Genomic DNA, 12,093 nt, shown 5'->3' with positions numbered 1-12,093 from the left:
AGCGGTGCTGACATCATTTATTAAGGAGCGCATTCATGGCTGTTGGTCTTGGTCCTTTGCCAACGTTGCACCCGGTTGCCGGTTTTGAACTCGGTATCGCCTCGGCCGGCATCAAGCGCCCCGGGCGCAAGGATGTCGTGGTCATGCGCTGCGCCGAAGGTTCCACCGTCGCGGGCGTGTTCACCCTGAACGCTTTTTGCGCCGCGCCGGTGATTCTGGCCAAACAGCGCGTGCAAGGTCCGGTGCGTTACCTGCTGACCAACACCGGCAATGCCAACGCCGGCACCGGCGAACCTGGCCTGGCCGCCGCCGAACGCACCTGCGCGAAACTGGCTGAACTGACCGGCGTCGACGCCAGCCTGGTGCTGCCGTACTCCACTGGTGTGATCGGCGAACCGCTGCCGGTCGAGAAGATCGAAGGCGCGCTGCAAGCCGCTCTCGACGATCTGTCGGTCAACAACTGGGAAGCCGCCGCCACCGGCATCATGACCACCGATACGCTGCCGAAGGGCGCCAGCCGCCAGTTCCAGCATGAAGGCGTGACCATCACCGTCACCGGCATCAGCAAAGGCGCGGGCATGATCCGTCCGAACATGGCCACCATGCTCGGCTACATCGCTACTGACGCCAAAGTCTCCCGCGATGTTTTGCAAAACCTGTTGCTGGATGGCGCCAACAAGTCATTCAACCGCATCACCATCGACGGCGACACCTCGACCAACGACTGCTGCATGCTGATCGCCACCGGTCAGGCCGCGCTGCCGGAAATCACCTCCGCGAGCGGTGAATTGTTCGCCAAGCTCAAGCAGGCCGTATTCGAAGTGTGCATGGACGTGGCCCAGGCTATCGTTCGCGACGGCGAAGGCGCGACCAAGTTCGTCACCGTTGAAGTCAACGGCGGCGGCAATCACCAGGAATGCCTGGACGTCGGTTACACCGTGGCTCACTCGCCGTTGATCAAGACTGCATTGTTCGCGTCCGACCCGAACTGGGGCCGCATCCTCGCCGCCGTCGGCCGTGCCGGCGTGCCAAACCTGGATGTGAGCAAGATCGACGTATTCCTTGGCGACGTGTGCATTGCCAGCCATGGCGCCCGCGCATCGACCTACACCGAAGCCCAGGGCGCGGCGGTGATGCAGCAGGAAGAGATCACCATCCGTATCGAACTGGGTCGCGGCGATTGCAGCGAAACCATCTGGACCACCGACCTGTCCCACGAATACGTGAAGATCAACGCTGAGTACCGTACTTAACACCGAGTCGCCGCCATTCGCGAGCAAGCCCGCTCCCACAGGACCTGCGCTAACCCTGTGGGAGCGGGCTTGCTCGCGAAGGCGGACTACCAGACACTAAAAATTCTGGGCTGTTTCCCTAATCAAAAGGTCCCGAACATGAGCCTCCACCTGATCATCGGCGACAAACTGCTTTCCTCCTGGTCCCTGCGCGGCGCACTGGCCCTCGATCTGGCCGGCGCTCCATACACCGAAGAGCTCATCAAGCTGAACCAGCCGGACACCCGTGAACGTCTGCTCAAGCATTCGCCGACCGGTAAAGTCCCGCTGCTGAAAACCACACAAGGCACCATCGCCGATTCCCTGGCGATTGCCGAATACCTGGCCGAACAATTCCCTGACGCCGGCCTCTGGCCCAAAGATGTCGCCGCCCGCGCACAGGCGCGTTCGGCGTGCGCGCAGATGCACGCCGGGTTCTTCGCCATGCGTGGCAACATGCCGTTCGATCTGAGTCGCGACGCACCGCTGTCGCCGACGCCGGCTGACGTCCAGGCGGACATCGAACGCATGCTGGCGTTGTGGGCCGAGTGCCGAGAAACCGCGACCGAAACCGGTCCGTTTCTGTTTGGCGGTGCGACCCTGGCGGATGCCTTCTTCGCGCCAATTGCCGTTCGCCTGCGCACCTATCAGGTGAAGTTGCCGGCGGTGGATGAGGCCTACGTCGAAACGATCTACCAATGGCCAGCCTTCAAGGCATGGCAAAAGGCAGGTCTGGAGGAGATCGGGCAGTGAAACGAGTACACGTGGCTGCCGCTGTTATCCGTGACAGCGCTGGCAAAATTCTGATCGCGCGTCGTGCCGATACCCAGCATCAGGGCGGCCTGTGGGAGTTTCCCGGTGGCAAGGTCGAGGCCGATGAGTCAGTCGAAACCGCGCTGGCTCGCGAGCTTCACGAAGAGTTGGGGATTGTGGTCAACGCTGCACGACCATTGATCAAGGTCCGTCATGACTACCCGGACAAGCAAGTGTTGCTGGATGTCTGGGAAGTCTCGGCCTTTACCGGCGAACCACACGGTGCCGAAGGCCAGCCTTTGGAGTGGGTCGCGCCGCGTGATCTGCCGAGCTATGAATTTCCGGCAGCCAACCAGCCGATTGTTGCAGCCGCACGGTTGCCTGCGCAGTACCTGATTACCCCCGAAGACCTGGAAACCCCGGCCCTGCTGCGTGGAATTCAGAAAGCCATCGCGGGCGGTATCAAGCTGATCCAGCTGCGGGCACCCAACGGCTACGATCCGAAATACCGCGATCTGGCGGTGGATGCGGCGGGGCTGTGTGCCGGCAAGGCGCAGTTGATGATCAAGGGGCCGTTCGAGTGGCTGGGCGATTTCCCGTCGGCCGGTTGGCACATCACCTCGGCACAACTGCGCAAATACGCAGCTGCCGGCCGTCCGCTACCGGCGTCGCGCTGGTTGGCGGCGTCCTGCCATAACGCTGAAGAACTGGCGCTGGCGGAGCAGATGGGCGTGGATTTTGTGACCTTGTCGCCCGTGCAGCCGACCTTGACGCACCCGGGGGCTCAGCCGTTGGGTTGGGAGCAGGCTTCGGCGTTGATCGAGGGGTTCAGCAAACCGGTGTTTTTGCTGGGTGGCGTTGGGCCGACACAGGTTGATAAAGCTTGGGCGGCAGGCGCCCAAGGTGTGGCGGGGATTCGGGCGTTTTGGCCTGAGGCTTGATTCTGCTGTGAGGCTGCTGGCCCCTTCGCGAGCAAGCCCGCTCCCACAGGGATTGTGGCGTACACAAATCCACTGTGGGAGCGGGCTTGCTCGCGAAGGCGTCCTGACAGGCGCCGATCAATCCTGAGGCTTCACCGCCGGCTGCCACAAAATCTCCGCAATCCCCTGCCGTTTGGCAATCAACCGCGCCACCACAAACAACACATCCGACAACCGATTGATATACGCCAACCCAACCCCGGCCAACGGCTCAATCGCATTCAACTGCTGACACCGCCGCTCGGCACCGCGCGCCAGACTTCTGCACACATGAGCCTGGGCAATCAGCGCGGAACCTCCCGGCAGAATGAAGTTCTCCAGCGGCCCCAGTTCTTCATTCCACACGTCGATCGCCGCTTCCAGGCGTTCAATTTCTGCCGCGTTCAGCGCCTGATACACCGGCATCGCCAGCTCTCCGCCCAGATCGAACAGCCTATGCTGACAAGGTGCCAACACCTCGATCACTTCGTTCAAACCCGGATACTCACCACTTTCCGCCGCCAGCCCGGCCAACAGCACACCGACCTGACTGTTCAGCGTATCGACTTCACCAATGGCCTCGATCCGGGGATGGTCCTTGGTCACGCGGCGGCCGTCGCCCAGCCCGGTTTCGCCTTTGTCGCCGGTTCGGGTGTAAATCTTCGACAAGCGAAAGCCCATGGTTACCTCGATAGCTGATTGAGTTCTTGAGAGACGAGCGGGCTGCTCGCCAACGGCAGACGCAAAGTGAAACAGGTGCCCTGGCCCAGGGTTGATTGCACTTCCATCTGACCTTTGTGGTTATTGGTGACGATGAAATACGAGACCGACAGCCCAAGCCCGGTGCCCTGACCGATTTCCTTGGTGGTGAAAAACGGTTCGAAGGTGCGTTTGCGCACGCTCTCGCTCATGCCGATGCCGTTGTCCTCGACCTGGATTTCCGCCCACGGTGGATTCAGCTTCGTGCGAAGAATGATTCGCCCCGGCTCACGGTCGTCTTCGCGCTGGTGAATGGCTTGCGCGGCGTTTTTCAGCAGGTTGAGCAGCACTTGTTCGAGTTCGTTGGCGGTGCCGGGCACCGGGCCCAGCGCCGGATCGAACTGGCGAATGATCGCCTGGCCCTTGAAGTCGAAGCCGATCGCCAGGTCGAAATCGTTGCCGGCGATTTCCACGGCCTGATCGATCAGCGCCGGCAGATCGCACGGGGCCATTTGTCGGGTGCTGCGGCGGCTGAAACTGAGCATGTGGGTCACGATCTTCGCCGCCCGGGCACCGGCCTGCTGGATGCCGTCGAGTAACTGCGGCACTTCACGCGCTTTCAGGTACTCGTTGACCGTGTCCAGCTCGATGCCGATCTGTTCGGCCTGTTCGAGGTTTTTCGGCAGCTCGGGGGACAGGCGTCGGCGAATGTTCTGCACGTTGTGCAGGATCGCGCCCAGCGGGTTGTTGATCTCGTGGGCCATGCCGGCGGCGAGGCCACCGACCGAGAGCATTTTTTCCGACTGCACCATCATTTCTTCCAGGGACAGGCGCTGGGTAATGTCGTCGATCCGGATGACCACGCCACGCCCGGCGCCGCCCATCAACGGGTAAAACGTCAGGGCGTAATGCCTGGGCTCATCGTCTTTGAACCAGGTCACGCGCTCGATCTTCGCCACGGTGTGTTGCTCGACGGTTAGTTTGAGCTGCGGCAGAAACGGCTTGAGCGGTTCGAAGGCGAGGAAGATCGGCTGATTCAGCGCTTCGTCCAGCCGCGTGCCGGAGAGGGCGCTGGCTTCCTGATTCCATTGCGTCACGTAGAGCTGCTCGTCGAGGGCGATCAGCGCTGATGGCATGGAGTCGATGATGCTGTTGAGGTAATTCTGGAACCCGGTGAGTTTCTTCTCGATCTTGCTGCGCACCTGGACTTCGAGTTCCAGTTTGCGGTTGGTGTGACGGGTTTCTTCGGCCAGGCCCTGGGCCTGATCGTAAGCGGCCTGGGAATCGTCACGCGCGCGTTTGAGTTGCTGCTCCCGCGCCTCGATCCGCGAGAGCATGGTGTTGAAGGCTTCGGCCAGACTGCCGATTTCGTCGTGGTTGCCGCGGGAGGCGCGCAGGGCGTAGTTCTCTTCCCGGGTCACTTGCCGGGACAGCTCTTCCAGCTGATGGATCGGCCGGGTAATCAGGCGTTTGATCTGCCGGGCGATCACCAGCCACAACAGCACACTGAAGATCAGGATGCCGAGGCTGGCGGTCAAAGTCCCGGTGTAGAAAGCCATGGGCAACTCGCTGCTGGCGACCAGTAACAAGTGGCCGGGCGCAGTGCCGGGGCGGGGCAGGGTGATCAGCTGATTGCTGCGAAATTCGGTGGCTTGCCAGGATTCGATGTGGCGGAAGCGCTCCGGCAAGTTCAGATGATCGCCATGTTGCAACTGTGCCAGCCGTTCACCCTTGCCGTTATAAAGGGCGGCGGCACGTAGCGGCGAGTAGCTGTTGAGTTCATCGAGCAGGCGTTGCGCACTTTGGGGCGATGCCAGTGCTTCGGACACCAGGCTCGGGTTGGACACCAGCCGGCCGATGGTCTGCAAGGCCTGGGGCGCCATGCTTTCCTGGGAAATGTAGTACGCGGCGCTGATGAAGGTCAGGTTGGCGACCAGCAAAACGGTGGTCAACAGCACCAGCAGGGCGGCCAGCAGTTTCTGGCCGACCGGAAGGTTTTCAAGGCGCTGGCGCAATGGCATCAGTTTTATCGCTGAAAAGGAACAAGTGGCCAGCGTAGCCGCTGCTCAGTCGCTGGGCAATCCAAGGCTGTGCAGATGGGTGATCAGCCGCTGTTGCAACTGGTTGAGGTGCGGAAGGTTCAGCTGATGTCGCGAGGCAATTTTGCAGACGTAGCCCAACAGGTAGCTGATTTCGGTTCGGCGCCGATTCGCGACGTCCTGATACATCGAGGAGAAATTGGCTGCTGTGGCGTGAATCACCCGCTCGACTTCCTGCTGGAGGTCCTCGGCCGCTGCCGGCTGGCCGCAGCGTTCAAGCAACTCGATCAATTCACCGCAGAGGGTGGCGACTTCGCACTGATGATCCTGCAAGCCGCCGTTGCGGCAATCGTGCAGCACCGTCAGCGGATTGATCGCACAGTTGAGCGCCAGTTTGCGCCACAGCCTTGTGAGAATGTCGGTGCTCCATTCGTGGGGGATGCCAGCGGCACTCACGTCATCCAGCAAGATCGGCGCCACGGGATGTCCGGCATCCCCCAGCCAGGTGTAACCGTGACCGGCGAACACTACGCGCCAGTCGCCATCGCGAAACGCGCCTTCGGTGCTCGACGCAAAAATGCAGCGCGCCTGCGGAATCTGCGCGGCGACGGCGTCCTGACTGCCGAGACCGTTCTGCAACAGGATCAGCTCGGCGCCAGGTGCCAGTCGCGGTGCCAGTCGGGCCACGGCCTGCTCGGCATCGTAGGCTTTGCAGGCTACCAGCAGGCGATTGATCGGCTCGTCGCTGTCGGCCGTCTCGCCGGGTATGTCCCAGGTTTTTGCTTCGCCATGCTCCACCAGCGTCAGACCGCCCGCCGACTGATAAGACTGTAAACGCGCCGCATCCCGCACAATCAGCCTGACCGGCACCCCGGCCCGCGCCAGACGCGTGGCCCATAAGGTGCCGAGGCTGCCGGCGCCCAAAACATGCCAGGTCGTGGACATCAGCTTTTTGCTCTGTTTAAGGCGCTCATCGGAGGCTCGCAGTGAATGATGGGAAAGACCCGTTATAATCAGCGCGGATTTTAACCGCAAGCCAGGCGTGCTCCATCTTGATCGAGCGCGCCCTTTATTGGAGAGATTACATGCCGTCGTTCGACGTGGTATCCGAACTGGACAAACACGAAGTCACCAACGCGGTCGAGAACGCCGTCAAGGAACTCGATCGTCGTTATGACCTGAAAGGCAAAGGCACCTTCGAGTTCAAGGAAAAGGACCTGACCGTCAACCTGACCGCTGAAGCCGATTTCCAGCTCGAAGCGATGATTGAGATCCTCAAGCTGGCGCTGGTCAAGCGCAAAATCGACGTGCAGTGCCTTGAAGTCAAGGACGCCTACGCGTCGGGCAAGCTGATGAAGCAGGAAGCCGTCCTCAAGGAAGGCATCGACAAAGAGCTGGCGAAGAAAATCGTCGCTCACGTCAAGGACGCCAAGTTGAAGGTTCAGGCGGCCATTCAGGGCGAGCAAGTGCGCATCACCGGCAAGAAGCGGGACGATTTGCAGGAAGCCATCGCGGCCCTGCGCGCCAAGACGTTCGACATGCCGCTGCAGTTCAACAACTTCCGCGACTGATTGTTCGCGCTGGACCCTGTGGGAGCGGGCTTGCTCGCGAAAGCGGTGTATCAGTCACCCTTAATGTTGAATGACACACCGCCTTCGCGAGCAAGCCCGCTCCCACCTCGATTGTGCTCAATCCGGTGGGTTTTTTCTGCCGCATAATTTTTTCGCGGCCGGGTAGCCGGGAAATCAGGAGAACGTAGATGGACTTGAATGCTGAAGTGGACAACCTGGTAAAGGCGTCCCAAGCCTGGATTCCGATGATCATGGAATACGGCAGTCGTGTGCTGCTGGCGATCATCACACTGGCCATCGGTTGGTGGCTGATCAATAAAGTGACGCAGAAACTGGGCGGTCTGATCGCGCTGCGTAACGCCGACCTGGCGCTGCAAGGGTTCATCAGTAGCCTGGCAAACATTATTCTCAAGGTTTTGCTGATCGTCAGCGTGGCCTCGATGATCGGCGTGGAAACGACTTCCTTCGTCGCGGCGATCGGTGCGGCGGGTCTGGCCATTGGTCTGGCCTTGCAGGGCAGCCTGGCGAACTTCGCCGGTGGCGTGTTGATTCTGCTGTTCCGTCCGTTCCGTATTGGTGACTGGATTGAAGCTCAGGGTGTCGCCGGTACGGTCGACAGCATTCAGATCTTCCATACCGTGCTGCGTACGGGCGATAACAAAACCATCATCGTCCCTAACGGCAATTTGTCGAACGGCATCATCACCAATACCAACCGCCAGTCGACACGCAAAGTAGTGTTTGATGTAGGCGTGGATTGCCACGCGGATCTGCAACAGGCCCGTGAAGTATTGCTGGAACTGGCCAGGGATGAGCGGGTGTTGAATGAACCGGCACCGGAAGCGGTCATTTCTATGCTGGGCGAAAGCTCGATCACTGTTTCGCTACGGGTCTGGGTCAAGACCGCTGACTACTGGAATGTGATGTTCATGTTTAACGAACAAGCCCGTGATCGTTTGAAAGCAGCGGGTATCGATATTCCGTTTCCACAGCGAGTTATTCGAGTGGTTCAGGAATCGGCAACGGTGTAATGATCGGTTTTTCAATTAATGTCTGACCTTTCAGTCAGACATGTTCTTCAAGACGTAATGCAGAAGCCAACAAAAAAAGGCCCATCCGAAGATGGGCCTTTTTGTTTGTTACCGCAAACTAGCTGGATGCGATTACAAAATCGACAGCGGGTAGTCGACGATCACACGGAACTCTTTCACGTCGCCTTCACCTTCGTCGGCGTTAGCAAAGTGCCAAGCTTGACGGAAGCGGACGGACAGATCTTTTGCCGGGCCAGACTGAACAACGTACTTGGCTTCGAAGTTGGTTTCGTTGTGCTTGCCATCTTCACCGTACAGGCCAGCGTAAGCGCTGCCTGCTGGGGTGTTGGTGCCGTCGATGTCCCAACCTTTCACGTAACGGGTCATGAAGCTCAGACCTGGAACGCCGTACTCAGCCATTTTCAGGTCGTAACGAACCTGGGCAGACTTCTCACCAGGGGCGTTGAAGTCAGAGTACTGGATGGAGTTGGCGAGGAAGATCGAGTCGCCGCCACGGTTGTTCTTGCCGATACCGACGTAGTCGAACGGGGTATCGCCATTAACCTTTTGGAAGGCCAGGGTGATGGTGTGTGCTTTCAGGAACGAGAGAGCAGTGGCCAGCGAGTAGGCCGTGTTGCTGATGTCACCGGCTTTCGCGTCACCGGTGTCGGTGGTGCGATAGATGTTGAAGTCAGTGTTCAGCGACGTGTCACCACCAAATGGAGTGGTGAGGTTCACGTTGGCGTAGTACTGGTTCCAGATGTCTTCCAGCTTGGCGCCATACAGCGATGCGGAAAGGTTATCGGTAATGCCGTACTTGCCACCGAAATAGTCCATGCTGTTGGCTTTCTCGCCAGCATAGTTTGCCCACAGGTCGCCGTCACGGGCGTTTTTGTCCTGGCTGGAACCCGAGTAGAAGTGGCCGGCTTCGAGGTCAAGGTCTTTGACTTCGCTGCTCTGCAGTTGGAAACCGCTGGCAACTTGAGGAAGGATACGGGAACCGCCAACAGCAAACACTGGAGCAGTGCTTGGCGACATGTCGCCGAATTTCAGCTCGGTTTTGGAGACGCGGAATTTAACGGCTGCGCCGGCTTTACCCTGGCTGTCGTTGACGTCGCGGCCACCGTTGGCGTTGACGGTGTCGCTACGGCTCATGTTACCCGAACCGGAAGTGCCATCGCCGCCATCCAGTTTGATGGCCAGGTAACCGAATGCATCAACGCCGACGCCAACAAGACCCTGGGTGTAACCGGAGTTGAAGGTGCCCCAAATACCTTGGGTCCAGTCTTTGACGTCGCGGGCGCCGTCTTTGTTGTCACGGTTGAAGTAGTAGTTGCGAACCAGCAAGTTCAACGAGCTGTCTTCAACAAAACCCTTGGCTTCAGACTGGTCACTTACGAAAGGTGCGGCCGTAGCCATTTGAGTACTGGCTGCTGCTGCAACTGCCAGTGCGATCATGCTCCACTTCATCACGCGCATCGTGATTTGCTCCTTTGGTTTTAGAAGAGTACTGCCGTCCCACCTGATTTATTATCTGGGCGGCTCTTTCTTTTTGTGTCGGCGCAAACTTATATCACGCCGACCATGTTGGCGATACTTGCGCATCTAACCTTTCAGCTTCTTTACGACCCTGTCGCAAATGGCTTGGTAGATGTCGCAAATTTACAGCCCCAATGCAATAGGAAGGACAACTTTAACGCTGTTTTCCAGGGCTTGAGCATCGGTAAAAAGAGTCCTTGGTGAAACGTTTGAATCTCCATCGGGCAACCTTGCCACTGTTTTTATTGCCTTGAGGCTTCCACTTCCAGCGGACGCTCCGAAGGCGATGTGAGTGTGAATGCAACAAGCGTGCACAAATCAGGTTTTCGCAGGTTTTTTTTCTGAACGCCTGCCTGTTTCCGTAAAAATCGCATAAAACCGGGGGTTACAAGCACCTTTTAATGGGGCTTGACGCCATGGTTTGCATCGTGTTGCACCTACCTGGCCGACTGCACGACAACCCAAAACGTTACCGGTTCACCCCGTCAGTGAGTACTTGGCGGATGCCCGACGCACTCAGCGTAGACGTACTGTGCGGTTTTGGTGCAAAAAATCTTAATCGCTGTACTGAATTCATACAGCAGGGCCTGTCGTGGAACGTGAACAGACCTCGGTTTATCGGTCATTCAGTATTTTTTACGGGGTTTGCCGTTCTGTATTGGTGCGCTCTGGCGAAAAATGTCTCATCACGGAGCGCCTGCATTATGGTTTGTCGGGGATGGTGAGCCTTGGCGGCGGTTCGTCGTGAAGCCGGCGACGTTCGCAGGTATGCTGCCGTCCTGTCGCTTGGTGCGCCGTCTCTCGGGATGGGCGCTAAGCTGAAAATGATGAATAGCCGGGAGTGCGCGCAGTGTTCGCTTTAGATCCACGACTTCAACAAGACACGTTACCGATCGGGGATTTCCCGCTCAGCCGGTTGCTGTTGTCCAATGATTCGAACTACCCGTGGTTCATCCTGGTACCTCGTCGCGACGATATCAGTGAGATATTTCAGCTGGATGTCGCCGACCAGCGGCAGCTGTGGCAGGAAACGACCGCGCTGGCGGAAATGCTCAAGGATTCGTTCGACGCGGACAAGTTGAATGTCGCGGCCCTGGGGAACGTTGTCAGTCAGTTGCACATGCACGTGATTGTGCGCAAACGCGAGGACGCCGCCTGGCCCGCGCCGGTATGGGGCAAGCACCCGGCCAAACCGTACACGGCGGAGCAGATCGCGCTCATTCGCGAGCGGCTGCGTCTGGTATTGACCGAAGATTTCACGTTTCTGGAGGGTTGAATCATGAGCCTGGAAGAACGCGTTACCGATCTGGAGAGCCAGCTGGCGTTTCAGGATGACACCATCCAGGCGTTGAGTGATGTGCTGGCGACGCAGCAGCGCGCAGTGGAGCGTCTGCAACTGCAAATGGCCGCCCTGCTCAAGCGGCAGGAGGAAATGGCCGGTCAGTTCGAAACCTTTGAAGAAGAAGCGCCACCGCCGCATTACTGAGTTTTGTATTTCAAGGCTTTTTGTTTAAAAAAAGGCAATAAAAAACCGCGAACAGCCAGGCTGCTCGCGGTTTTTTTAGCGTTGAATCAGCGTCGCGGCAGCGCGGCGATCACGTCTTCGGCTTGCAGGCCCTTGTCACGATTCATGACGGAGAATTCCACGCGCTGGCCTTCGACCAGAACGCGATGGCCTTCGCCACGAATGGCCCGGAAATGCACGAAAATATCGTCGCCGGAATCACGGGAAATAAAGCCGAAGCCTTTGGAGGTGTTGAACCACTTGACGGTGCCGGTATCGCGGTTGCTCATGTCATAGCTTGGCGAGGCGGTGGCCGGTGAAGATTTGTAGAAGCTGATGGCCAGGTGCAGAAGAACGGCGATCAGGGCAGCCACCAGGCTGAACAGAACGGCAGGTTGACCGGCGATGACAGGCATCGGCGCGAGCAGCGTCAGCATTTGCAGAACAACAGTCAGAACCAGCAGGGCGCTGACCAGGTTTTGCAGTTGATGACGCGGACCTTTGTTCCAGTAGGGAATGACAGGTGCGAGGGTGAGGTTGAGCAGGCCGAAAAAGGCCAGGTACAGCGCATCGGGTTGTTGCAGGTAAGGAACAGCTTCGGATCGCAGGCTAGGGATGAAGGACAGCAGCAGGGCTGCTGCGCCCATTAGCAGGTGGACGATTTTCAACATTTTGATTAACTCACGTTAAGACGGATCACAAGGAAGAGCTGATGGGGTGCGGTTCG

General features: G+C 58.7%; 12 protein-coding genes. 7 read left to right on the top strand and 5 right to left on the bottom strand.

What is annotated here, in order from left to right; genetic code table 11:
- Positions 1-35: 35 nt before the first annotated feature.
- The 3 genes from argJ (at position 36) to ACA073_RS20420 (ending at position 2,965) form a co-directional block, all read left to right on the top strand.
- Positions 36-1,253, top strand: coding sequence for a bifunctional glutamate N-acetyltransferase/amino-acid acetyltransferase ArgJ (gene argJ / locus ACA073_RS20430; protein WP_497399035.1), 1,218 nt, complete (start codon positions 36-38; stop codon positions 1,251-1,253).
- 138 nt (positions 1,254-1,391) lie between these two features.
- Positions 1,392-2,024, top strand: coding sequence for a glutathione S-transferase family protein (locus ACA073_RS20425; protein ID WP_497399033.1), 633 nt, complete (start codon positions 1,392-1,394; stop codon positions 2,022-2,024).
- Positions 2,021-2,965 (top strand): Nudix family hydrolase, encoded by a 945-nt coding sequence (locus ACA073_RS20420; protein ID WP_497399031.1) that lies wholly within the window; start codon positions 2,021-2,023, stop codon positions 2,963-2,965. Before ACA073_RS20425 ends, ACA073_RS20420 begins: the two co-directional genes overlap by 4 nt.
- 117 nt (positions 2,966-3,082) lie before the next feature.
- Here the strand turns inward: ACA073_RS20420 and ACA073_RS20415 are convergent, their stop codons facing one another.
- Genes ACA073_RS20415 through ACA073_RS20405 form a run of 3 tightly spaced genes read right to left on the bottom strand, consistent with a single transcriptional unit; the run spans position 3,083 to position 6,666 of the window.
- The gene (locus ACA073_RS20415; RefSeq protein ID WP_497399029.1) at positions 3,083-3,664 is read right to left on the bottom strand and encodes a cob(I)yrinic acid a,c-diamide adenosyltransferase; all 582 of its coding nucleotides are present in this window, start codon (positions 3,662-3,664) and stop codon (positions 3,083-3,085) included.
- A 2-nt stretch (positions 3,665-3,666) separates the two neighbouring features.
- Positions 3,667-5,703 carry a sensor histidine kinase gene (locus ACA073_RS20410; RefSeq protein ID WP_497399027.1) on the bottom strand — a complete coding sequence of 679 codons (2,037 nt, stop codon included), beginning with the start codon at positions 5,701-5,703 and terminating at the stop codon, positions 3,667-3,669.
- Positions 5,704-5,748: 45 nt separating this feature from the next.
- Positions 5,749-6,666 carry a putative 2-dehydropantoate 2-reductase gene (locus ACA073_RS20405; protein WP_497399025.1) on the bottom strand — a complete coding sequence of 306 codons (918 nt, stop codon included), beginning with the start codon at positions 6,664-6,666 and terminating at the stop codon, positions 5,749-5,751.
- 140 nt (positions 6,667-6,806) lie between these two features.
- Here ACA073_RS20405 and ACA073_RS20400 point away from each other — a divergent pair, with 140 nt between their 5' ends.
- Together ACA073_RS20400 and ACA073_RS20395 are read left to right on the top strand one after the other, a co-directional pair.
- Positions 6,807-7,292, top strand: coding sequence for a YajQ family cyclic di-GMP-binding protein (locus ACA073_RS20400; RefSeq protein WP_007906601.1), 486 nt, complete (start codon positions 6,807-6,809; stop codon positions 7,290-7,292).
- A 188-nt stretch (positions 7,293-7,480) separates the two neighbouring features.
- Positions 7,481-8,323 carry a mechanosensitive ion channel family protein gene (locus tag ACA073_RS20395; protein ID WP_497399023.1) on the top strand — a complete coding sequence of 281 codons (843 nt, stop codon included), beginning with the start codon at positions 7,481-7,483 and terminating at the stop codon, positions 8,321-8,323.
- A 132-nt stretch (positions 8,324-8,455) separates the two neighbouring features.
- On the opposite strand, the gene ACA073_RS20390 is transcribed toward ACA073_RS20395, so the two are convergent.
- Positions 8,456-9,802: an OprD family porin gene (locus ACA073_RS20390; protein WP_497399021.1), complete on the bottom strand. Its 1,347-nt coding sequence runs from the start codon at positions 9,800-9,802 to the stop codon at positions 8,456-8,458.
- A gap of 910 nt (positions 9,803-10,712) precedes the next feature.
- Between ACA073_RS20390 and ACA073_RS20385 the strand changes: the two genes are divergently transcribed.
- On the top strand, positions 10,713-11,138 hold the full coding sequence (locus ACA073_RS20385; RefSeq protein WP_497399019.1) for an HIT domain-containing protein: 426 nt from the start codon (positions 10,713-10,715) through the stop codon (positions 11,136-11,138).
- Between the two features lie 3 nt (positions 11,139-11,141).
- On the top strand, positions 11,142-11,348 hold the full coding sequence (locus ACA073_RS20380; RefSeq protein ID WP_008029236.1) for a SlyX family protein: 207 nt from the start codon (positions 11,142-11,144) through the stop codon (positions 11,346-11,348).
- A gap of 86 nt (positions 11,349-11,434) precedes the next feature.
- On the opposite strand, the gene ACA073_RS20375 is transcribed toward ACA073_RS20380, so the two are convergent.
- Positions 11,435-12,037 carry a cold-shock protein gene (locus ACA073_RS20375; RefSeq protein WP_497399017.1) on the bottom strand — a complete coding sequence of 201 codons (603 nt, stop codon included), beginning with the start codon at positions 12,035-12,037 and terminating at the stop codon, positions 11,435-11,437.
- Positions 12,038-12,093: the final 56 nt, after the last annotated feature.

This window comes from Pseudomonas sp. LBUM1670 (assembly GCF_059695695.1).
This window is presented reverse-complemented; position numbering and strand designations above follow the sequence as displayed.